The sequence below is a fragment of the Rathayibacter sp. VKM Ac-2927 genome (assembly GCF_022815525.1).
GTDB classification, from domain to species: Bacteria; Actinomycetota; Actinomycetes; order Actinomycetales; family Microbacteriaceae; genus Rathayibacter; species Rathayibacter festucae.
Genome location: NZ_JALGRT010000003.1, coordinates 42,836 through 65,517 on the forward strand (window position 1 = coordinate 42,836; position 22,682 = coordinate 65,517).

Below are 22,682 nucleotides of genomic sequence, written 5' to 3' on the forward strand. Positions count from 1 at the left end.
CCGTCAGCCCGATCGACCCCGCCGCCGAGGCGCCGTCCGGCGCGCGCCGTCCTGCACCGCCCGCCGTCGACCGCCGCGCCGCCTCGGAGGCCGCGATCGCCGCGCGCCGCGCCCGCGCCCAGGTGAAGAAGGGCGTCGCCGCCGGCGACCGGCTCGCGACGGCCGTGCTCGCCGCCGCGCAGGAGGACCCGACCGGCGTCGAGGGGCGGATGCGCGTCAGCGAGCTGCTGCGCGCCGTCCCCGCCCTCGGCGTAGTGAAGACGCCCCGGGTGATGGAGCAGCTCGGCATCGCGCCGTCCAAGCGCCTGGGCGGCCTCGGCCGTCGTCAGGTCGAGGGCCTCGGCGCGTTCCTGGAGGAGCGCGAGTCGCGCCAGCGCCGCGGCGAGCGCAACCGGCTCGTCGTGCTGGCCGGTCCGACCGCGGTCGGCAAGGGCACCGTCTCCGGCTACATCCGCGAGAACTACCCCGACGTCCTGCTGTCCGTCTCGGCGACCACGCGTGCCCCGCGCCCCGGCGAGATCGAGGGCGTCAGCTACTACTTCGTCGACGACGCCGAGTTCGACCGCATGGTCGAGGCGGGGGAGTTCCTCGAGTACGCGACGGTGCACAACGCCTACCGCTACGGCACGCCCCGCGGCCCGATCGACGCGGCCCTCGCCGCCGGTCGCCAGGTCATGCTCGAGATCGACATCCAGGGCGCGCGGCAGGTCCGCGAGCGGATGGGCGACGCCCGGCTCGTCTTCCTGCTGCCTCCGAGCTGGGAGGAGCTGGTGCGCCGCCTGGTCGGCCGCGGCACCGAGAGCGCGGAGGAGCAGGAGCGCCGACTGGCCACCGCAAAGGTCGAGCTGGCCGCGCAGGACGAGTTCGATTTCTGCGTCGTCAACAGCACCGTGCCCGAAGCGGCCCGCGAGGTCGTAGAATTGATGTCGCCTCGCTCCGACAGCACGCCCGCCGATCCGGGTCGCTGAGACCGAGACCACCGACCACCTCCGGGCCTTGCCCCGATCGCCCTCCCCGGTGATCGCGCGCCGTGCCGCTCCGGAGCCGCAGATCGGCGCTTCGCGCCACGCTAGGAGACACCATGGCCAACAACCTCGGCATCATCGACCCGCCCATCGACGAGCTGCTCTCGAAGGTCGACTCGAAGTACGCGCTCGTCATCTTCGCCTCCAAGCGCGCGCGCCAGATCAACGACTACTACGCCGACCTGCACGAGGGCAGCCTGTTCGACAACGTCGGCCCGCTGGTCGACTCCACCATCGACGACAAGCCGCTCTCCGTCGCGCTGCACGAGATCAACGAGGACAAGCTCGTCGCCCGTCCGGTCGCCGAGCCCCTCGACGAGTAGTCCCGACCGGGGGCGCTCCGCGACATGCGGTCATCGAGACGGGCCGCACGGCTGAACGTCGTCGTCGGGATCACCGGCGGCATCGCCGCCTACAAGGCGGTCGGAGTCGTCCGCGCGCTGGTCCTCGAGGGCCACGACGTCCACGTCGTGGCCACCGAGGCGGCGCTGCGCTTCGTCGGGAAGCCGACGCTCGAGGCGATCTCGCGGAACGCGGTGCACACCGAGCTCTACGAGGGCGTCGCCGAGGTGCGGCACGTGGCGATCGGCCAGGCGGCCGACCTGATCGTGATCGCTCCGGCGACAGCGCACACCCTGGCCAAGCTGGCGACCGGCCTCGCCGACGACCTGCTCGGCAACACCGTGCTCGCCAGCACCGCTCCGGTCGTGGTCGCTCCGGCGATGCACACCGAGATGTGGGCGAACGCGGCGACGGTCGCGAACGTCGCGACGCTCCGCTCCCGCGGCGTCCACCTCGTCGGCCCGGCCGTCGGCCAGCTCACCGGCGCCGACTCTGGCCCGGGCCGGATGGAGGAGCCCGCGACGATCGTCGCCGAGGCCCTCGCCGTCCACGCGCGGGCCACCGCCGCCCGGCGCGACCTCGAGGGCCTGCGCGTCCTCGTCACCGCCGGCGGCACCCGCGAGCCGCTCGACCCGGTCCGCTTCGTCGGCAACCGCTCCAGCGGCCGGCAGGGCGTCGCGCTCGCGCTCGCCGCGGCCGCGCGCGGAGCGAGGGTCACCCTCCTCGCCGCGAACCTCGACATCGAGGCGCCGCAGGGCGTCACGGTGGTCCCCGTCGGGACCGCCCAGGAGCTGCGCGAGGCCGCGCTCGCCGCCGCCCGCGACGCCGACATCGTGATCATGGCCGCGGCCGTCGCCGACTACCGTCCGGCCGACGTCTCCGAGGCCAAGATCAAGAAGGAGCAGCAGGGCGACCGCCTCGTCCTCGAGCTCGTGAAGAACCCCGACATCCTCGCCGAGATCTCCGCCGCGAAGACCGACGGGCAGCTGATCGTCGGCTTCGCCGCCGAGACCGAGCCCGACCGGGACGCGATGCTCGCGCTCGGCCGCGCCAAGATCGTCCGCAAGGGCTGCGACCTGCTCGTCCTCAACAGGGTCGGCTGGGCCGAGGGCTTCCAGAGCGACAGCAACACCGTGGTGGTCCTCGATCCGGCCGGAGATATAGTGATCGAGGCTTCCGGCAGCAAGGCGTCGGTCGCCGATCGCGTCCTCGACGTGGTCGCGCGCTAGGGCGTCACCCTGGCCCGGTCCGCCCCCGGTGATAGGGCGAGCCCGGTGCGGGACTGCACCGGATCGAGACAGCTCCGGCTGCCGCGCCCTACGGAATGAGACGCTCGACATGACCTCCGGCCCCCTCCGCCTGTTCACCTCCGAGTCCGTGACCGAGGGTCACCCGGACAAGATCTGCGATCAGATCTCGGACCGCATCCTCGATGCGCTCCTCCGCGAGGACCCGCGCAGCCGGGTCGCCGTCGAGACGCTCGTCACCACGGGGCTCGTGCACGTCGCCGGCGAGGTCTCCACCTCCGGCTACGTCGAGATCCCCGCGATCGTCCGCGACACCATCGTCGAGATCGGCTACGACTCCTCGCTCAAGGGCTTCGACGGCCGCTCCTGCGGCGTCTCCGTCTCGATCGGGCAGCAGTCGCCCGAGATCGCCGCGGGCGTCGACACCGCCCTCGAGGTGCGCGGCGACGCCTCCGACGAGGACGCGTTCGACCGCCAGGGCGCGGGCGACCAGGGCCTGATGTTCGGCTTCGCCACCGACGAGACCCCCGAGTACATGCCGCTGCCGAGCTGGCTCTCGCACCGCCTCGCGGAGCGCCTCGCCGAGGTCCGCAAGACCGGCGAGCTGGACTACCTCCGGCCCGACGGCAAGACGCAGGTCACCATCGGCTACGACGGCACGACGCCGGCGACGATCGACACGGTCGTGCTCTCCACCCAGCACGCCGAGCACGTGAGCACCGCCACGATCCACGCGGACATCGAGGAGCACGTGATCCGCCCCGTGCTCGAGCGCGTCGACCTCGACTCCTCCGGCGTGCGCCTGCTGATCAACCCCTCCGGCCGCTTCGAGATCGGCGGCCCGCAGGGCGACGCCGGGCTCACCGGCCGCAAGATCATCGTCGACACCTACGGCGGAGCCGCGCGCCACGGCGGCGGCGCCTTCTCGGGCAAGGACCCGTCGAAGGTCGACCGCTCGGCCGCCTACGCCATGCGCTGGGTCGCGAAGAACGCGGTCGCCGCGGGTCTCGCCCGCCGGATGGAGGTGCAGGTCGCCTACGCGATCGGCAAGGCCGCCCCGGTCGGCCTCTACGTCGAGACGTTCGGCACCGGCACGCTGCCCGACGAGCAGATCACCGAGGCGATCCGCTCGGTCTTCGACCTCCGTCCCGCCGCGATCATCCACGCGCTCGACCTTCTCCGCCCGATCTACTCGCAGACCTCGGTCTACGGGCACTTCGGCCGTGAGCTGCCCGACTTCACCTGGGAGCGCCTCGACCGCGTCGACGACCTCCGCTCCGCCGCGGGTCTCTCGTAGGCGCCGACGCGGCGGGGGAGGCGGTGACCGGTCCCGAGGGGCGCGTCGCGCGCGTGCTCCTCGACTCGCCGCTCCCGCAGCTCGACCGGCTGCTCGACTACGCCGTCCCCGAGGCGCTCCGCGACGGCGTGCGGCCGGGTGTCCGGGTCCGCGTCCCGTTGCGCACCGGCGGGCGGATCGCGGACGCGTTCGTCGTCGAGGTCGGCGAGGGCTCCGAGCACGCGGGCGCGCTGAGCGAGCTCGAGGAGCTCGTCTCGCCGCTCGTCGTGCTGACCCCGGAGGTCTGGACCCTCGCCCGGCGGGTCGCCGACCGCGCCGCCGGGGGAGCGAGCGACGTGCTGCGCCTCGCCGTGCCGCGGCGCCACGTGCGTGTCGAGCGGGCGCACCTCGCGGCCCTCGCCGAGGCGGACGCGGACGCCGGCCCGGCCGAGCCGGTCGCGGACCCCACCCCGGCCGAGCCGGTCGCGGACCCCACCCCGGCCGAGCCGGACGCGGACGGCACCGGGCCCGGCGCGGTGACCGGCTATCCCGCGGAGACCTTCGACGGCCTCCTCGACGGCGGGCGTCTCGCGGTGAACGCCGTGCCTGCGCCGGTGCAGCTCGCCTCCGGTGCCTGGGTCGGCGGCTGGGCGGTGACGCTCGCCGAGCTCGCCCGCACCGTGCTGGCGGCCGGGCGCGACGCGATCCTGGCGGTGCCGGACTACCGCGATCAGGAGCAGCTCGAGCAGGCCCTCGCCGAGCACGTCCCCGAGGACGCGGTCGTCCGCCTCGACGCCCGGCAGAAGGGCGCCGGCCGCTACGCCGCGTTCCTGCGCTGCCTCACTCCCGGGCCGCGGGTCATCGTCGGCAACCGCTCCGTGCTCTACGCGCCCTCGTCGGCGCTCGGCCTGATCGCGCTCTGGGACGACGGCGATCCGCTCTTCGCCGAGCCGCTCGCGCCCTACGCGCACGCCCGCGACGTCGCGCTGGTCCGGCAGGAGCAGAGCGGCGCCGGGCTGGTCCTGCTCGGCAACACCCGCACGGTCGAGGTGGAGCGGCTGGTCGGCCTGGGCTTCGCCGCCCCGGTGCAGCCGCGGCCCTCCCGCCGCCCGCACGTCGTGCCGACCGCGCAGCAGACGGCCGCCGACGAGCACGACCAGGCCGCGCGCATCCCGTCGACCGCCTGGCGGCAGGCGCGGATCGCCCTCGACTCGGGTCCCGTGCTCGTCCAGGTAGCCCGCCCCGGCTACGCGCCGGTGGTCGCCTGCGCACGCTGCCGCACCGTGGCACGCTGCAACCGCTGCCAGGGCCCGCTCGCCGTGCACTCCGCCGGCGCGCGGCCGAGCTGCGGCTGGTGCGGCCTGATCGCCGCCGACTGGCACTGCTCGGTCTGCGAGGCGACGGCGCTGCGCCTGGTGAGCCTCGGCGCGGGACGGACGGCGGAGGAGCTCGGCCGCGCGTTCCCGGGCGTCAAGGTCGTCGTCGCGGACGGCGCCCACCCGATCCTCACCGTGCCCGGGACGCCCGCGCTCGTCGTCGCCACCCGCGGCGGCGAGCCCCGGGCCGACGGCGGCTACCACGCCGTGCTGCTGCTCGACGGCGAGCGGATGCTCGCGCGGGAGAGCCTGCGCGTCGCCGACGACGCCCTGCGCACCTGGTCGAACGCGGCCGCTCTGGCCCGCCCCGGCGCGCCGGTGCTGCTGGTCGGCGTCGCCGGGCGGCTCGCGACGGCCCTCGCGACCTGGCGCCAGGACGAGTACCTCCGCGCCGAGCTGTTCGAGCGGCGCGAGCTGCGCTTCCCGCCCGCCGTCCGGCTCGCGACCGTCAGCGGCGACGCGCACGCGGTGACGGAGGCGCTCGACGCGCTCGACGAGGCCGACCGGCACGAGGTGCTCGGCCCGGTCGGGCTCGAGGACGGCTCCGTCCGGGCGATCGTGCGCTTCGACTACGCTCGCGGGGCGGAGGTCGCCGCCCGCCTCCGGTCCGCCGTGATCCGCAACGCGACCCGCCGCCGCCGGCCGCCCACCACGCCGGGCCGCTTCCGGCCGGCGCCGAAGCTGCGCGTCCGGCTGGACGACCCCGACATCCTCTAGACCCGTCCCTCCCGGACCAGTTCTCCGCTCGACCCCACGCTCAGGAGCTCCTCGTGCGCCTCGTCTTCGCCGGCACGCCGGCCGCCGCCGTCCCCACCCTGCGCGCCCTCGCCGCCTCCGAGCACGAGATCGTCGCGGTGGTCACCCGGGCCGACGCGCCCGTCGGCCGGAAGCGCGTGCTCACGGCGTCGCCGGTCGCCGCGGTCGCCGAGGAGCTCGGCCTGCCGGTGCTCAAGGCGAACCGCCTCGACGAGGAGGTCACCGACCGGATCAGGGCCCTCGAGCCCGACCTCGGCGTGATCGTGGCCTACGGCGGCCTGGTCCGCGCGCGGCTGCTGGCGGTGCCGCGCCTCGGCTGGATCAACCTGCACTTCTCGCTGCTGCCGCGCTGGCGCGGCGCGGCACCGGTCCAGCGCGCGCTGATGGCGGGGGAGCAGCGGATCGGCGCGGCCGTCTTCCAGCTGGTGGCCGAGCTCGACGCGGGCGACGTCTTCGCCGAGATCGAGGAGGAGGTCGCCGGGCGCTCGGCCGGCGAGCTGCTCGAGGTGCTCGCCGAGCGCGGGGCCGCCCTGACCGGCGAGGTCGTCGACGGGCTCGCCGCAGGCACCGCGGTCGCCGTGCCGCAGTCCGGCGAGGTCACGCTCGCCCCCAAGCTCGACGTGACCGACGGCCGGATCGACTGGTCCCTGCCGACCGCGCGGATCCTCGCGCTCGTCCGCGGGGTCACGCCCGAGCCCGGAGCGTCCACGACGGTCGGCGACGCGCGGCTGAAGGTGCTCGCCGTCCACGAGGCGCGCACGGACGCTCCCCTCGCGCCCGGCGCCGTGCTCCTCGACGCCGGTCGCGCCCTGGTCGGCACGGGCGACGGCGCGGTCGAGCTGGTCTCGGTGCAGCCCGCCGGCAAGACCGCGATGCCCGGCGCCGCCTGGGCCCGGGGCCTGCGCGAGAGCACGGTGCTCGCATGAGCGTCCGCACCCGCGTCGCGCCGGCCCGCCAGGTCGCCTACGACGTCCTGCTCGCGGTCAGCGGCGGCGACGCCTACGCCAACCTCGTGCTGCCCGCCCGGATCCGCGCCGCCGAGCTCTCGCCGGCCGACGCGGGCCTGGCCACCGAGCTCTGCTACGGCACTCTCCGCCTCTCCGGCTACTACGACCGGGTGATCGCCCTCGCCGCCGGCCGCGCCGTCGAGACCATCGACGCCCCGGTGCTCGACGCGCTCCGGCTCGGCGTGCACCAGCTGCTCGGCACCCGCGTCGCCGCGCACGCCGCCGTCAACGAGAGCGTCGCGCTGGTCGCGGGCGGCTCCTCCCGCGGCGCCGTCGCCTTCGCGAACGCGGTGCTGCGCTCGGTGACCCGCTCGAGCGCCGAGGAGTGGCAGCAGCGCGTCGCGGACGCGGCGACCTCGGGTGACGACCGGATCGCCGCGGCGACCTCGCACCCGGTCTGGATCGTCAAGGCCCTGCGCCGCGCCCTCACCGCGGAGGGCGCCGCCGACGAGCTCGAGGCCCTGCTCGCCGCCGACAACGCGGCGCCACGGGTGAACCTCGTCGCCCTGCCCGGCCTCGCGGAGCCCGCCGAGCTGCCCGACGCCGCGCCCGACCGCTACTCGCCGGTCGGCCTTGTCAGCACCGGAGGCGACCCCGAGGCGATCGCGCCCGTGCACGAGGGCCGGGTGCGCGTCCAGGACGAGGGCTCGCAGCTGGCCGCGCTCGCGCTCTCCCGCGCCGAGCCCGTCCGCGCGGGCGAGCGCTGGCTCGACCTCTGCGCCGGCCCCGGCGGCAAGGCGGCACTGCTGGCCGCCGAGGCACGCGCGGGCGGCGCGACGCTGCTGGCCAACGAGGTCGTCCCGGCGCGGGCGGGGCTGGTCCGCCAGGCCCTCGCCGCGGTCGACCCGACCGTCGAGGTCCGCACCGGTGACGGCCGCACCCTCGGTGAGGAGCAACCGGCGGCCTTCGACCGTGTCCTCCTCGACGCGCCGTGCACCGGACTCGGCGCCCTCCGCCGCCGCCCGGAGGCGCGCTGGCGGAAGACCGCCGACGACGTCGCCCCGCTCGCCGCCCTGCAGGGCGAGCTGCTCGACTCCGCCCTCGCCGCGCTCGCGCCCGGCGGACTGCTCGCCTACGTGACCTGCTCGCCGCACCTCGGCGAGACGAAGCGCGTGCTCGCCCTCGCCGCGGAGCGCCACCCCGGCGGCTTCGAGCTCGTCGACACCCCGGCGGTCCTCCGCGGCATCACCCGCGAGCCGCTGCCGCTGGCCGAGGGCGCGCTGCACGCGCAGCTCTGGCCGCACCGGCACGGGACGGACGCGATGTTCATCCAGCTGCTGCGCCGCAGCCCGGCCTGACGGCCCGGCCGCCCGGCCTAGGCTGGGGAGCATGCCCGCACGGATCAACCCCAGCATCCTGTCCGCCGACTTCGTCAACTTCGAGGCCGAGCTGCAGCGGATCGCCGGGGCCGATCTCGTGCACGTCGACGTGATGGACAACCACTTCGTGCCGAACCTCACCTTCGGCCTGCCGATGGTGCAGCGCCTCCAGGAGGTGTCGCCGCGCCCCCTCGACGTGCACCTGATGATCGACGACCCCGACCGCTGGGCGCCGGGCTACGCCGAGACGGGCGCCTACTCCGTCACCTTCCACGCCGAGGCCGCGCGCGACGCCGTCGCGCTGGCGCGCCGCCTCCGTGAGATCGGCGCGCGCGCCGGCATCGCGCTCAAGCCCGGCACGCCGGTCGACGACTACCTCGACCTGCTGCCCGAGTTCGACCAGGTGCTCGTGATGACGGTCGAGCCCGGCTTCGGCGGCCAGTCCTTCATGGCGGAGACGATGCCGAAGCTGCACGCGCTGCGCGAGGTCGTCGACGGCATCGGCCTCGACGTCTGGCTCCAGGTCGACGGCGGCATCGCCCCCGGCACGATCGAGATCGCCGCCGAGGCGGGTGCCGACACCTTCGTCGCCGGCTCCGCCGTGTTCGGCGCCGACGACCCGGAGGCGGCCATCGCCGCGCTCCGCGACACCGCGTCCTCCCTCCTGCACCGCCACTGACCCGGCCGCCCTCGCCGGTCCGCCGCCGCGTATAGACTTCCCCGGTGAAAACTTTCGACGACCTCTTCGCTGAGCTGGGCGAGAAGGCCGCCGCGCGTCCCGAGGGTTCGGGCACGGTCCGCGAGCTCGACGCCGGTGTGCACTTCATCGGCAAGAAGATCGTCGAGGAGGCCGCCGAGGTGTGGATGGCCGCCGAGTACGAGGGCGACGAGCGCACGGCCGAGGAGATCTCGCAGCTGCTCTACCACCTGCAGGTGCTGATGCTCGCGAAGGGCCTGACGACGGCCGACGTCTACCGACATCTGTGAGCGTCCCCCCGATCGCCGGAGTGCGCCGCCGCCACGTGGCCGCGCGCTCCCACGCTCTCCGAGGCGCCGTCGCGCCTCCGCTCACCGAATCACCCTCGACCTCCAGAGGACGTCCCGTCGTGACCACGACCACCCCCACCACTCCTGACACCACCGGCACCGCCGCCCCGCCCGCGCTCCTGCGCGTCGCCGTCCCGAACAAGGGCTCGCTCTCCGAGACCGCCGGCCAGATGCTGGCCGAGGCCGGCTACACCGGCCGCCGCGATCCCAAGGAGCTGCACGTCGTCGACGAGCGCAACGGCGTCGAGTTCTTCTATCTCCGCCCGCGCGACATCGCCACCTACGTCGGCTCCGGCGCGCTGGACGTCGGCGTCACCGGCCGCGACCTGCTGATCGACTCCGGCTCCGAGGCGCGCGAGATCGCCAGCCTCGGCTTCGCCGACTCGACCTTCCGCTTCGCCGGTCCGGCCGGCCGCTACACCGAGCTGCAGCAGATCGACGGCCTCCGCGTCGCGACCAGCTACCCCGGTCTCGTCGGCCGCTTCCTGCGCGAGCACGGCGTCGAGGTCACCCTCATCCGCTTGGACGGCGCGGTCGAGTCGGCCATCCAGCTCGGCGTCGCCGACGTGATCGCCGACGTCGTCGAGACCGGCACCACGCTGCGGAAGGCGGGCCTGGAGATTTTCGGCCCCGTCATCCTGAAGTCCACGGCCGTCCTCGTCTCCGGCGCGGGCGAGCCCGAGGGCATCCCGGTCCTGCTGCGCCGCCTGCAGGGCGTCCTCGTGGCGCGCGAGTACGTGCTGCTCGACTACGACTGCCCCGTCGCGCTGCTCGAGACCGCCACCGCGCTCGCGCCCGGCTTCGAGTCGCCCACCGTCTCGCCGCTGCACGACCCCGAGTGGGTCGCCGTACGGGTCATGGTGCCGCGCGCCGACATGAACCAGGTGATGGACCGCCTGTACGACCTCGGCGCCCGCGCGATCCTGGTCACCTCGATCCACGCCGCACGCCTCTAGGAGGGGGAGCGATGAGTCTCGCCGTCCGCGTCATCCCGTGCCTCGACGTGGCCGCCGGCCGCGTCGTCAAGGGCGTCAACTTCCAGAACCTCCGCGACGCCGGCGACCCGGTCGAGCTCGCCCGCCTCTACTTCGAGCAGGGCGCCGACGAGCTGACCTTCCTCGACGTCACGGCCACCGTCGACGACCGCTCCACCACCTACGAGGTCGTCCGCGCGACCGCCGAGCAGGTCTTCATCCCGCTCACCGTCGGCGGGGGAGTGCGCTCCGTCGAGGACGTCTCGCGCCTGCTCGCGCACGGCGCGGACAAGGTCGGCGTCAACTCCGCTGCGATCGCCCGCCCCGAGCTGATCGGCGAGATCGCCGACGTCTTCGGCGCGCAGGTGCTCGTGCTCTCGCTCGACGTCAAGCGGAGCGACGCCACGCCGTCCGGCTTCGTCGTCACCACCCACGGCGGTCGCCGCGAGACGACGCTCGACGCCCTCGCCTGGGCGGCCGAGGCCGTCGAGCGCGGTGCCGGCGAGCTGCTGGTCAACTCCATCGACGCCGACGGCACCAAGCAGGGCTTCGACCTGCCGCTGATCACGGCGATGCGCGAGCTGAGCACCGTGCCGGTGATCGCCTCGGGCGGCGCCGGCGCCGTCGAGCACTTCGCCCCCGCCATCGAGGCGGGCGCCGACGCGGTGCTCGCCGCCTCCGTCTTCCACAATCGCGAGCTGACGATCGGCGACGTGAAGCGCGCCCTCGACGACTCCGGGATCGAGATCCGCCGATGAGCACCGAGACGACGACCGATGGCGCGACGAGCACCGACGACCTCACCGCGGTCCTCGACCGCGCGACCTTCGACGCGAGCGGACTCCTGCCCGCCGTCATCCAGCAGCACGACACGCGCGAGGTTCTGATGCTCGGCTGGATGGACCGCGAGGCGCTGCGCCGCACGCTGACCGAGGGCCGGGTGACCTTCTGGTCGCGCTCCCGCCGGGAGTACTGGCGGAAGGGCGACACCTCCGGGCACGCCCAGTACGTCCGCGGGGCCGCGCTGGACTGCGACGCCGACACGCTGCTCGTGCAGGTCGAGCAGATCGGCGCCGCCTGCCACACCGGCGAGCACTCCTGCTTCGACGTCGATCCGCTCGCCCCGGTGACGGACCTCGGGCCGCAGGCGTGAGCGGCCGGCGCCTCAAGTACTCCGCGATCCTCGGGATCGTGCTGCTCGCCGCGCTCGAGCTCACCGCCTCCACCCAGCCCTGGGCGACGCTCGTGCTCACCCCGGGCGTCGGCGACGGCCGGGCGCTCTCCGTCGTCGGCACCGTGGCCGCGCCGGCCCTGTCGGCCCTGGCCCTCGCCGGGCTCGCTCTCGCGGCCGCGCTCGCCATCGCCGGGCCGGCCTTCCGCATCGTCCTCGGGCTGCTGCAGATCGTCCTCGGCGGCTCGGTCGTCCTGGCCGCCTCGACCGCGCTCGCCGATCCCGTGCGCTCCGGCTCGTCGCTGGTCACCGATGCGACCGCGATCGCGGGCCGGGAGTCGGTCGCCGCGCTCGTCGCCTCGTCCTCCGTCACCGCCTGGCCGGTCGTCGCGCTGGTGGCCGGCGTGCTGACCGCGGTCATCGGCGTGCTCGTGCTCGTCACGGTCCGGCGCTGGCCCGGCGCGAAGAAGAAGCGCGCCTCCCGGTTCGAGCCCGCCGACGGCTACGGCCACGGTGCGACGACCGTGCAGACAGACGACGGCGACATCGATCCCGTCGTCTCCTGGGACGAGCTGTCCCGCGGCGACGACCCCACCTCGGCCCGCTGAGCACGCCCTCCGCAGACCCCGCCCGGCGGCGGAGCCCTTCGGCCCCGAGCCGCTAGACTGCTCTGGTTCCCACGCACGTCCAGGAGGAGAGCCATGAGCACCGAGCACGACGACGACAACCACGGCCACTCGCCCGCAGCGTGGACGGCCGTCGTCATCATGCTGGTCGGCTTCACGGTCGGCACGATCGCCTTCTGGTTCGACCTGCCCCTCGTCGTCTGGCTGTCCGCCGGGCTCGTCGTGGTCGGCCTCCTCGTCGGCGTGATCCTGGCCCGCCTGGGCTACGGCGTCGACGGCGCGAAGGCCAACCCGAAGGCGCGCGCGTAGAGTGCTCGGCGATCTGACCGCCGGCGCCCTGGCCGACGCGGCCCGGCGTCGCGAGACCGTCCCGCTCGCCGCCCTCGAGCGGCGTGCCGCCGAGCGCCCGCCCGCCCTCGACGCCCTCGCCGCGCTGGCTCCGGCCGAGCGCGTCAGGATCATCGCCGAGGTCAAGCGGTCCAGCCCGTCCCGCGGCGCCCTCGCCGAGATCCCCGACCCCGCGCTGCTCGCCGGGCAGTACGAGCTCGGGGGAGCGAGCGCGATCAGCGTCCTCACCGAGGAGCGCCGCTTCAAGGGCTCCCTCGCCGACCTCGAGGCCGTCCGCGCGAAGGTGTCGATCCCGGTCCTGCGCAAGGACTTCATCGCGGAGCCCTACCAGGTGCTCGAGGCGCGCGCCTCCGGAGCGGACCTCGTCCTGCTCATCGTCGCCGCGCTCGAGCAGCCCGTGCTGGCCGAGCTTCACGCCCTCGTCCTCGAGCTCGGGATGACCCCGCTGGTCGAGACCCACTCGGGCGACGAGCTCGAGCGGGCCGCCGACCTCGGCGCGCGCCTGATCGGCGTCAACGCCCGTGACCTCTCCACCTTCGAGCTCGACCGCGACCTCTTCGGACGGCTCTCCGAGCGCTTCCCGGCCGACGCCGTCAAGGTCGCGGAGTCGGCGGTCCTCTCGGCCGACGACGTCGCGCACTACCGCCGCTCCGGCGCGGACGTCGTCCTCGTCGGCGAGTCCCTCGTCACCGGCGGCGACCCCGTCTCCACCCTCGCCGGCTTCCTGGCGCACTGATCACGATCCACCGATAGGCGGCACTGCCATGGCACTCCGAGACGAACTCGGTCCCTACTTCGGCGACTTCGGCGGACGCTACGTCCCCGAGTCGCTCGTGAAGGCGCTCGACGAGCTGAGCGCCGAGTACGAGCGCACCAAGGTCGACCCGGCGTTCCGCGCCGAGCTGACCGAGCTGCACCGCAGCTACACCGGCCGGCCCTCGATCATCACCGAGGTGCCGCGCTTCGCCGAGCACGCGGGCGGTGCGCGGATCATCCTCAAGCGCGAGGACCTCAACCACACCGGCTCGCACAAGATCAACAACGTGCTCGGCCAGGCGCTGCTGACCAAGCGCATCGGCAAGACCCGCGTGATCGCCGAGACCGGCGCCGGCCAGCACGGCGTGGCCACCGCCACCGCCGCCGCGCTCTTCGGGCTCGACTGCGTCGTCTACATGGGCGAGGTCGACACCGAGCGCCAGGCGCTCAACGTCGCCCGGATGCGCCTGCTCGGCGCCGAGGTCGTCTCGGTGACCACCGGCTCGCGCACCCTCAAGGACGCGATCAACGACGCGATGCGCGACTGGGTCACCAACGTCGAGACGACGAACTACGTCTTCGGCACCGTGGCCGGCCCGCACCCCTTCCCGGCGATGGTGCGCGACTTCCAGAAGATCATCGGCGAGGAGGCGCGCGAGCAGGTCCTCGCGCTCACCGGCGCCCTGCCCACCGCGGTCACCGCCTGCGTCGGCGGCGGCTCCAACGCGATGGGCATCTTCCACGCGTTCCTCGACGACCCCGAGGTCAGGCTGGTCGGCTTCGAGGCCGGCGGCGACGGCATCGAGACCCCGCGCCACGCGGCGACCATCAGCAAGGGCCGCCCCGGCGTCCTGCACGGCGCCCGCAGCTTCCTGCTTCAGGACGAGGACGGCCAGACCGTCGAGTCGCACTCGATCTCGGCCGGTCTCGACTACCCGGGCGTCGGCCCCGAGCACGCCTGGCTCTCCAGCATCGGCCGCGCCGACTACCGCGCGGTCACCGACTCCGCCGCGATGGACGCCCTGATGCTGCTCAGCCGCACCGAGGGCATCATCCCCGCGATCGAGTCGGCGCACGCCCTCGCGGGCACGCTCGAGCTCGGCCGCGAGCTCGGCCCCGACGCGACCATCCTGGTCAACCTCTCCGGCCGCGGCGACAAGGACATGACCACCGCCGCGCGCTACTTCGGACTCGTCGACCAGGGCGCGGTGCAGTCGTGAGCGTCGTCGGCCCGAGCGTCGCCGAGACCGTCCGCCGCCGCAACCAGGAGGCCGCGGGCGCCCTGATCGGCTACCTGCCCGCCGGCTTCCCGGACCTCGCGACGAGCATCGACGCCGCAGTGGCCCTCGCCGAGAACGGCGTGGACGCGATCGAGCTCGGCCTGCCCTACTCCGACCCGGTCATGGACGGCCCCGTCATCCAGGAGGCGACCCAGGCCGCCCTCGCCGGCGGCTTCCGGCTGCGCCACGGCTTCGACGCGGTCCGCGAGATCCGCGCCCGCGTCGACGTGCCGGTGCTGGTGATGACGTACTACAACCCCGTGCTGCAGTACGGCGTCGAGCGCTTCGCCACCGACCTCGCCGAGGCGGGCGGCTCCGGCCTGATCACGCCCGACCTCATCCCCGACGAGGGAGCCGAGTGGATGGCCGTCTCCGAGCGCCTCGGCCTCGACCGGGTCTTCCTCGCCGCGCCCTCCTCGAGCGACGAGCGCCTGCGCGCGACCGTCGAGGCGAGCCGCGGCTTCGTCTACGCGGTCTCGACGATGGGCATCACCGGAGCGCGCGCGGATGTTGACCGCGCCGCCCGCACGCTCGTCGAGCGCCTGCGCACCGCCGGCTCGGACAGCGCCTGCGTCGGCGTGGGCGTCTCGACCGGCGACCAGGTGGCCGAGATCCTCGCCTACGCCGACGGCGCGATCGTCGGCTCGGCCCTCGTGCGCGCGCTCGCCTCCGGGGGAGTCGCCGCGGTGGCGGAGACGGCTCGCGGTCTGGCAGAGGGCACGCGTCCGCGCGCCTGACGCCTCCCAGTACACTCGGGATGCCCGTCGGGGCGCGGCGCCGCCGCGACCGCGGGATCCCTCCTTCGAAAGGTCGACGTACCGGTGTCCGTACCGCTGAGCATCCCGAGTCCGCCCGAGGCGTGGAGTCAGTACGACTTCACGCTCTTCGATCGAGCGTTCTCGATCCACACCTACGCCGTCTGCATCCTGGTCGGCATCGTGGTCGCCACGATCATGACGAACGCCCGCCTCAAGCGCCGCGGGGCCGAGCCGTGGGTCGTCCTCGACATCATCATCTGGGCCGTGCCGCTGGGCATCATCGGCGCGCGGCTCTACCACGTGCTCACGCACCCCGGCGACTACTTCTACGCAGGCGCGGACCCGTGGGAGATCATCCGGATCTGGAACGGCGGCAACGCGATCTTCGGCGGCCTGATCGGCGGTGCCGTCGGCGCCTGGATCGGCTGCCGCTGGACCGGTGTCCGCTTCTGGACCTTCGCCGACGCGCTCGCGCCCGGCATGCTCGCCGCGCAGGCCATCGGCCGCCTCGGCAACTGGTTCAACCACGAGCTGTTCGGCCTCCCGACGACCCTGCCCTGGGGCCTCGAGATCGAGAGCAGCAACCCGGCTTTCCCCGTCGGCCTGCCCGCCGGCACGCTCTTCCACCCGACCTTCCTCTACGAGATCCTCTGGAACGTCGTCGGCATCGCGGTCATCCTGCTGCTCGAGCGCCGCCTCAAGCTGCAGTGGGGCACCGTCTTCGCCGCCTACCTGATCTGGTACGGCATCGGTCGCGTCTGGTTCGAGTCCATCCGGATCGACCCGAGCGAGTTCTTCTGGGGCATCCGCACCAACGTCTGGGCGGCGCTGGCCGCCGTCGTCGTCGGTCTGGTCCTCGTCGTGATCCAGCGGCGCGAGCACCCGGGTCGCGAGACCTCGGCCTATCGGCCCGGCCGCGAGTGGACGCCCGTCCCGGCTGCGGTAGAATTCGAGGACGTCGAGTCCGACTCCGACGCCACCACTCCTTCTTCCGGCACCGACGCCGAGAAGTCGACGGTCTCCCGCAGCTGACGCGGTCCGCGGCACCCCCGCGGCCCCGCATCCAGCTCACCTCTCCGTCCGTCCGCCCCACCGCGGCTCAGCCACAAGCGCTGCCGCGGGGGAGCGAGCGCACGACCCCGACGACGGCGCCAGACCTCCGCTCCGCGACCACCGAATGCACGGCCCTCCCGATCGGGGAGCCGCTCCTCCACCACCACACCGCGGGCCAGCGACGTCCCGATCCGCTACGACTCTCGTGAGGACGGTCCCCATGGCTCCCGTTCAGCCCTCGCCCCGCGTCCCCGCCGTGCCGTTCCTCGGCACCCCGTCCGCGCAGGGGATGTACGACCCGGCGGCCGAGAAGGACGCCTGCGGTCTCGCCATGGTCGCCACCATGCGCGGGACGGCCGGGCACGACATCATCGACGCCGCGCTGAACGCGCTGCGCAACCTCGAGCACCGCGGCGCGGTCGGCTCCGACGCCGGCACCGGCGACGGCGCGGGGATCATCACCCAGATCCCCGACGACTTCCTGCGGGCCGTCGCGGCCGTCGAGCTGCCCCCCGCCGGGCAGTACGCTGTCGGCAACGCCTTCCTCCCGGTCGACGTCTTCGAGCGCGAGCGGGTCAAGTCGACCATCGCCGAGATGGCCCGCGAGGAGAACCTCACCGTCCTCGGCTGGCGCTCGATCCCGGTGCAGCCGGACGAGATCGGCACGCTCGCCCGCGCCGCCATGCCGGCGATCGAGCAGCTCTACGTCTCGAGCGAGCTCACCGACGCGGCCGGCGTGCCGCTGGCCGGGCTCCGCCTCGACCGCCTCACCTTCCGCCTGCGCAAGCGCGTCGAGCGCGAGCTCGAGGTGTACTTCATGTCGCTCTCGAGCCGCACGCTCGTCTACAAGGGCATGGTCACCACGCTCCAGCTCGAGCCGTTCTACCCCGACCTCTCGGACGAGCGCTTCACCTCGAAGCTCGCGCTGGTGCACTCGCGCTACTCGACCAACACCTTCCCGTCCTGGCCGCTCGCGCAGCCGTTCCGGATGATCGCGCACAACGGCGAGATCAACACGGTGCAGGGCAACCGCAACTGGATGCGCGCGCGCCAGTCGCAGCTGAAGAGCGCCGAGCTCGGCGACCTCTCGCCGCTGTTCCCGATCGTCTCGACCGGCCGGAGCGACTCCGCCTCGTTCGACGAGACGGTGGAGCTGCTCACGCTGGCCGGCCGCTCGCTGCCGCACGCGATCATGATGATGGTGCCGGAGGCGTGGGAGAACCAGGCCGCCGCGATCGACCAGAAGCGCCGCGCCTTCTACGAGTACCACTCGATGCTCATGGAGCCGTGGGACGGCCCGGCCGCGATCGTCTTCACCGACGGCGACCTCGTCGGCGCCACGCTGGACCGCAACGGCCTGCGTCCCGGCCGCTACGTCGTCACCGACGACGGCCTCGTCGTGCTCGCCAGCGAGATCGGCGTCCTCGACATCGACCCCGCGAAGATCGTCCGCAAGGGCCGCCTCCAGCCGGGCCGGATGTTCCTGGTCGACACCGAGCAGGGCCGCATCGTCGAGGACGAGGAGATCAAGGCGCAGCTCGCGGACTCCGGTCCCTTCGACGAGTGGCTCGACAAGGGCCGCATCAACCTCAAGGACCTGCCGGAGCGCGAGCACATCGTGCACACGCCCGCGTCGGTCAACCGCCGCCAGCGCACCTTCGGCTACACCGAGGAGGAGGTGCGGCTGCTGCTGCTGCCGATGGCGAAGGCCGGCGCCGAGCCGCTCGGCGCGATGGGCTCCGACACGCCCGTCGCGGTGCTCTCGAAGCGCCCGCGGCTGCTCTTCGACTACTTCACCCAGGCGTTCGCGCAGGTGACCAACCCGCCGCTCGACTCCATCCGCGAGGAGGTCGTCACCTCGCTGCGCCTCGGCCTCGGCCCGGAGCGCAACCTGCTCTCGGCCGGCGCCGAGCACGCCCGCCAGGTCGTCCTCGACTTCCCGGTGATCGACAACGACGAGCTGGCCAAGATCCAGCACATCGCACCGCGCCCGCTCAGCCACATCACCACGACGATCCGCGGTCTCTACCGCGTCGACGCCGGTCCCCGCGCCATGCAGGACCGTCTCGACGCGATGTGCGCCGAAGCCGACGAGGCGATCGCCGCCGGAGCGCAGTTCCTCGTGCTCTCGGACCGCGACTCCACCAAGGACCTCGCGCCGATCCCCTCGCTGCTGATGCTCGCCGCCGTGCACCACCACCTGATCCGCACCGAGAACCGGATGCGCGTCGGGCTGGTCGTCGAGGCCGGCGACGTCCGCGAGGTGCACCACGTCGCGACGCTGATCGGCTACGGCGCCTCCGCGGTGAACCCGTACCTCGCGATGGAGACCTGCGAGCAGCTGGTGCGCAGCGGCATGATCTCGGACCTCTCTCCCGAGAAGGCCGTCAAGAACGTGATCAAGGCGCTCGGCAAGGGCGTGCTCAAGATCATGTCCAAGATGGGCATCTCGACCGTGTCGAGCTACGCCGGCGCGCAGACCTTCGAGGCCGTCGGCCTCAGCCAGGTCTTCGTCGACCAGTACTTCACCGGCACCGCGTCCAAGCTCGGCGGCATCGGGATCGAGGTCGTGGCCGAGGAGAACGCCGCGCGCCACCGCGCCGCGTACCCCGAGGACGGCGCGGTCGTCGCGCACGAGCGCCTCGCGGTCGGCGGCGAGTACCAGTGGCGCCGCGACGGCGCGCCGCACCTCTTCAACCCGGACACCGTCTTCCGGCTGCAGCACTCCACGCGCAACCGCCGCTACGACGTCTTCCGCGAGTACACGAAGATGGTCGACGATCAGGCGCTCTCGCTGATGACCCTCCGCGGCATGTTCACCCTCGACACGGAGGGCCGCACGCCCGTCCCGATCGACGAGGTCGAGTCGGTCGAGTCCATCGTCAAGCGCTTCTCCACCGGGGCGATGAGCTACGGCTCCATCTCGCCGGAGGCGCACGAGACGCTCGCCATCGCGATGAACCGCCTCGGCGCCAAGTCGAACACCGGCGAGGGCGGCGAGGACACCGAGCGACTGCTCGACCCCGAGCGCCGCTCCGCGATCAAGCAGGTCGCCTCGGGCCGCTTCGGCGTCACGAGCATGTACCTGACCCACGCCGACGACATCCAGATCAAGCTCGCCCAGGGCGCCAAGCCCGGCGAGGGCGGCCAGCTGCCGCCGACCAAGGTCTACCCGTGGATCGCGCGCACCCGGCACGCGACCGCGGGCGTCGGCCTGATCTCGCCGCCGCCGCACCACGACATCTACTCGATCGAGGACCTCAAGCAGCTGATCTTCGACCTCAAGCGGGCGAACCCGAAGGCGCGCATCCACGCGAAGCTCGTCAGCCAGTCGGGCATCGGCGCGGTCGCGGCCGGCACGGCGAAGGCCCTCGCCGACGTGATCCTCGTCTCGGGCCACGACGGCGGCACCGGCGCGAGCCCCGTCAACTCGCTCAAGCACGCGGGCACGCCGTGGGAGCTCGGCCTCGCCGAGACCCAGCAGACGCTGATGCTCAACGGCATGCGCGACCGCGTCGTGGTGCAGGTCGACGGCCAGATGAAGACCGGCCGCGACGTCGTGATCGGCGCCCTGCTCGGCGCCGAGGAGTTCGGCTTCGCCACCGCCCCGCTGATCGTCGAGGGCTGCATCATGATGCGCGTCTGCCACCTCGACACCTGCCCGGTGGGCGTCGCGACGCAGAACCCCGAGCTGCGCAAGCGCTTCAACGGCAAGCCCGAGTTCGTCGTCAACTTCTTCGAGTTCATCGCCCAGGAGGTGCGCGAGTACCTCGCCCAGCTCGGCTTCCGCTCGATCGACGAGATCGTCGGCCACCGCGAGCTGCTCGACGTCAACCGCGCCATCGAGCACTGGAAGGCGAGCGGGCTCGACCTGACGCCGATCCTGGTCGGCCCGGTCTTCCGCGCCGAGGAGCCGCGCCGCCACGGCCGCGCGCAGGAGCACGAGCTGGAGAAGCACTTCGACAACGAGCTGATCCGCCTCGCCGCGAACGTGCTCGACCACCGCGGCACCGTGGTGATCGACCGCGAGATCAAGAACACCGAGCGCGCCGTCGGCACGATGCTCGGCCACGAGGTGACCGTCCGCTACGGCGAGAACGGGCTGCCGGCCGACTCCATCACGGTGAACCTGCGCGGCTCGGCCGGGCAGTCGCTCGGCGCGTTCCTGCCCGCGGGCATCACGCTGCGCCTCGAGGGCGACTCCAACGACTACGTCGGCAAGGGCCTCTCCGGCGGCCAGATCGTGGTGCGGCCCGACCGCCGCAGCACCTTCGACGCGTCGGCGAACGTCATCGCCGGCAACGTCATCGGCTACGGCGCGACCCAGGGCACGATGTTCATCCGCGGGATGGTCGGCGAGCGCTTCCTGGTCCGCAACTCCGGTGCCACGGCGGTCGTCGAGGGCGTGGGCGACCACGCGCTCGAGTACATGACCGGCGGGCTCGCCGTCATCCTCGGCGCGACCGGCCGCAACCTCGGCGCGGGCATGTCCGGCGGCACCGCCTACATCCACGATCTGAGCCGCGAGCTCGTCAACCGCGATGCGATCGCCACCGGGGAGCTGACGCTCTCCGAGCTCGGCAGCGCCGACGTGGAGATCCTCCGCGACCTGCTCGAGCGGCACGTGGCCGAGACCGAGTCGACCCTGGCCCAGGGGATGCTCGACGATTTCGACGGAACCGTCTCGCGTTTCGTCAAGGTACTGCCCCGCGACTTCGCCGCGGTGCTCGCGACGCGCGCATCCGCTGTGGAGGAGGGGCTCGACCCCGACGGCGACGTCGTCTGGGGACGGATTCTGGAGGTGACCGGTGGCTGATCCCAAGGGATTCCTGAAGGTGCAGGACCGGGAGCTGCCCAAGCGGCGCCCGGTGTCCGTGCGGCTGATGGACTGGAAAGAGGTGTACGAGCAGGGCGACAACGCCGTGCTGCGCCGGCAGGCCGGCCGCTGCATGGACTGCGGCATCCCGTTCTGCCACAAGGGCTGCCCGCTCGGGAACCTGATCCCCGAGTGGAACGACCTGATGTGGCGCGGCGAGGGCCGCCAGGCGATCGAGCGCCTGCACGCGACCAACAACTTCCCGGAGTTCACCGGCCGCCTGTGCCCGGCACCCTGCGAGTCGTCCTGCGTGCTCGGGATCAACCAGCCCGCGGTCACGATCAAGCAGATCGAGGTCTCGATCATCGACCAGGCCTTCGGCAACGACTGGGTGCAGCCGCACCCGCCGGAGCGCCTGACCGGCAAGACGGTCGCCGTCGTCGGCTCCGGCCCCGCCGGTCTCGCCGCCGCGCAGCAGCTCACCCGCGCCGGGCACACCGTCGCGGTCTACGAGCGCGACGACCGCATCGGCGGCCTCTTGCGCTACGGCATCCCCGACTTCAAGATGGAGAAGAAGCACCTCGAGCTGCGCCTGAACCAGATGAAGGCCGAGGGCACCCGCTTCCGAGCCGGCGTCGACATCGGCACGGACATCACCTGGGACGACCTGCGCGCGCGCTACGACGCCGTCGTGGTCGCCACCGGCGCGATGGTCCCGCGCGATCTGCCGATCCCCGGCCGCGACCTGGCCGGCGTGCACTTCGCGATGGAGTACCTGGTGCAGTCGAACCACGCCATCGCGGGCGACCGCGTGTTCGAGCAGATCTCGGCCGAGGGCAAGCACGTGGTCGTCCTCGGCGGCGGCGACACCGGAGCGGACTGCATCGGCACCGCGCACCGCCAGAAGGCGGCCTCGGTCACCAACCTCGCGATCGGCACGCAGCCCCCGTCGCAGCGTCCGGACAGCCAGCCCTGGCCGATGGACCCGACCGTCTTCGAGGTCGCCAGCGCCCACGAGGAGGGCGGGGAGCGCGTCTACCTCGCCTCCACCGTCGAGTTCCTCGCGAACGAGGTCGGCGAGGTCCGCGCCGTGCGCGTGGCCGAGACCGAGTACCTCGACGGACGCCGCGTGCCCAAGGCGGGCACCGAGCGCGAGATCCCGGCCGACCTGGTCCTCCTGGCCCTGGGCTTCACCGGCCCCGAGTCGGAGCACCTCGCCGGCCAGCTCGAGGTGCCGTTCACGGACCGCGGCAACGTGGTCCGCGGCGACCGATTCGAGACCAGCGTCCCGGGCGTCTTCGTCGCCGGGGACGCCGGCCGCGGCCAGTCGCTGATCGTCTGGGCCATCGCCGAGGGCCGCTCCGTCGCGGCCGAGATCGACCGCTACCTCGAAGGCACCACCCAGCTGCCCGCGCCCGTCGGGCCCAACGACCGGGGCTTCACGCTCTAGTCCCACGGACGCGATAGTCTTCGCGCGCCAGCTTCACAGCTCACCCTCCCCGCTA

20 protein-coding genes are annotated in these 22,682 nt (G+C 73.3%); all 20 read left to right on the top strand.

Features of this window, described 5'->3' with window-relative positions; all coding sequences use genetic code 11:
• Positions 1 to 11 precede the first annotated feature (11 nt).
• The 20 genes from gmk (at position 12) to MT353_RS09440 (ending at position 22,627) form a co-directional block, all read left to right on the top strand.
• Positions 12 to 968 carry a guanylate kinase gene (gene gmk, locus MT353_RS09345; RefSeq protein ID WP_243624693.1) on the top strand — a complete coding sequence of 319 codons (957 nt, stop codon included), beginning with the start codon at positions 12 to 14 and terminating at the stop codon, positions 966 to 968.
• 113 nt (positions 969 to 1,081) lie between these two features.
• Positions 1,082 to 1,348, top strand: coding sequence for a DNA-directed RNA polymerase subunit omega (gene rpoZ / locus MT353_RS09350; RefSeq protein ID WP_123446225.1), 267 nt, complete (start codon positions 1,082 to 1,084; stop codon positions 1,346 to 1,348).
• A 51-nt stretch (positions 1,349 to 1,399) separates the two neighbouring features.
• The gene (coaBC, locus tag MT353_RS09355) at positions 1,400 to 2,596 is read left to right on the top strand and encodes a bifunctional phosphopantothenoylcysteine decarboxylase/phosphopantothenate--cysteine ligase CoaBC (protein WP_243600282.1); all 1,197 of its coding nucleotides are present in this window, start codon (positions 1,400 to 1,402) and stop codon (positions 2,594 to 2,596) included.
• Positions 2,597 to 2,705: 109 nt separating this feature from the next.
• Entirely contained in the window at positions 2,706 to 3,911 is a 1,206-nt protein-coding gene (gene metK / locus MT353_RS09360) for a methionine adenosyltransferase (protein WP_127886900.1), read from the top strand.
• 23 nt (positions 3,912 to 3,934) lie between these two features.
• On the top strand, positions 3,935 to 5,983 hold the full coding sequence (locus tag MT353_RS09365) for a primosomal protein N' (RefSeq protein WP_243624253.1): 2,049 nt from the start codon (positions 3,935 to 3,937) through the stop codon (positions 5,981 to 5,983).
• A 53-nt stretch (positions 5,984 to 6,036) separates the two neighbouring features.
• On the top strand, positions 6,037 to 6,948 hold the full coding sequence (fmt, locus tag MT353_RS09370; protein WP_243624254.1) for a methionyl-tRNA formyltransferase: 912 nt from the start codon (positions 6,037 to 6,039) through the stop codon (positions 6,946 to 6,948).
• Positions 6,945 to 8,327 (top strand): RsmB/NOP family class I SAM-dependent RNA methyltransferase, encoded by a 1,383-nt coding sequence (locus tag MT353_RS09375; protein ID WP_243624255.1) that lies wholly within the window; start codon positions 6,945 to 6,947, stop codon positions 8,325 to 8,327. Before fmt ends, MT353_RS09375 begins: the two co-directional genes overlap by 4 nt.
• Positions 8,328 to 8,358: 31 nt before the next feature.
• Positions 8,359 to 9,027 carry a ribulose-phosphate 3-epimerase gene (gene rpe / locus MT353_RS09380; protein WP_243624256.1) on the top strand — a complete coding sequence of 223 codons (669 nt, stop codon included), beginning with the start codon at positions 8,359 to 8,361 and terminating at the stop codon, positions 9,025 to 9,027.
• 44 nt (positions 9,028 to 9,071) lie between these two features.
• A complete protein-coding gene (locus MT353_RS09385) occupies positions 9,072 to 9,335 on the top strand; it encodes a phosphoribosyl-ATP diphosphatase (RefSeq protein ID WP_055791842.1) in 264 nt (87 codons plus the stop codon).
• A gap of 119 nt (positions 9,336 to 9,454) precedes the next feature.
• A complete protein-coding gene (gene hisG, locus MT353_RS09390; RefSeq protein WP_308197483.1) occupies positions 9,455 to 10,351 on the top strand; it encodes an ATP phosphoribosyltransferase in 897 nt (298 codons plus the stop codon).
• 11 nt (positions 10,352 to 10,362) lie between these two features.
• Entirely contained in the window at positions 10,363 to 11,127 is a 765-nt protein-coding gene (gene hisF / locus MT353_RS09395; RefSeq protein ID WP_123735821.1) for an imidazole glycerol phosphate synthase subunit HisF, read from the top strand.
• On the top strand, positions 11,124 to 11,522 hold the full coding sequence (hisI, locus tag MT353_RS09400; protein ID WP_243624257.1) for a phosphoribosyl-AMP cyclohydrolase: 399 nt from the start codon (positions 11,124 to 11,126) through the stop codon (positions 11,520 to 11,522). Before hisF ends, hisI begins: the two co-directional genes overlap by 4 nt.
• The gene (locus tag MT353_RS09405) at positions 11,519 to 12,148 is read left to right on the top strand and encodes a Trp biosynthesis-associated membrane protein (RefSeq protein ID WP_243624258.1); all 630 of its coding nucleotides are present in this window, start codon (positions 11,519 to 11,521) and stop codon (positions 12,146 to 12,148) included. The genes hisI and MT353_RS09405 overlap by 4 nt, the downstream gene beginning before the upstream one ends.
• 93 nt (positions 12,149 to 12,241) lie before the next feature.
• On the top strand, positions 12,242 to 12,475 hold the full coding sequence (locus MT353_RS09410) for a DUF6704 family protein (RefSeq protein WP_123446235.1): 234 nt from the start codon (positions 12,242 to 12,244) through the stop codon (positions 12,473 to 12,475).
• A 1-nt stretch (position 12,476) separates the two neighbouring features.
• On the top strand, positions 12,477 to 13,250 hold the full coding sequence (gene trpC / locus MT353_RS09415) for an indole-3-glycerol phosphate synthase TrpC (protein WP_243624259.1): 774 nt from the start codon (positions 12,477 to 12,479) through the stop codon (positions 13,248 to 13,250).
• A gap of 28 nt (positions 13,251 to 13,278) precedes the next feature.
• Entirely contained in the window at positions 13,279 to 14,490 is a 1,212-nt protein-coding gene (gene trpB / locus MT353_RS09420) for a tryptophan synthase subunit beta (RefSeq protein WP_123446237.1), read from the top strand.
• Complete coding sequence (gene trpA / locus MT353_RS09425) at positions 14,487 to 15,287, top strand: tryptophan synthase subunit alpha (protein WP_243624260.1); 801 nt, start codon at positions 14,487 to 14,489, stop codon at positions 15,285 to 15,287. The genes trpB and trpA overlap by 4 nt, the downstream gene beginning before the upstream one ends.
• Positions 15,288 to 15,371: 84 nt before the next feature.
• The gene (gene lgt / locus MT353_RS09430; protein ID WP_374204705.1) at positions 15,372 to 16,340 is read left to right on the top strand and encodes a prolipoprotein diacylglyceryl transferase; all 969 of its coding nucleotides are present in this window, start codon (positions 15,372 to 15,374) and stop codon (positions 16,338 to 16,340) included.
• A 241-nt stretch (positions 16,341 to 16,581) separates the two neighbouring features.
• Positions 16,582 to 21,177 (top strand): glutamate synthase large subunit, encoded by a 4,596-nt coding sequence (gene gltB / locus MT353_RS09435; protein ID WP_374204706.1) that lies wholly within the window; start codon positions 16,582 to 16,584, stop codon positions 21,175 to 21,177.
• The gene (locus MT353_RS09440) at positions 21,170 to 22,627 is read left to right on the top strand and encodes a glutamate synthase subunit beta (protein ID WP_243624261.1); all 1,458 of its coding nucleotides are present in this window, start codon (positions 21,170 to 21,172) and stop codon (positions 22,625 to 22,627) included. The genes gltB and MT353_RS09440 overlap by 8 nt, the downstream gene beginning before the upstream one ends.
• Positions 22,628 to 22,682: the final 55 nt, after the last annotated feature.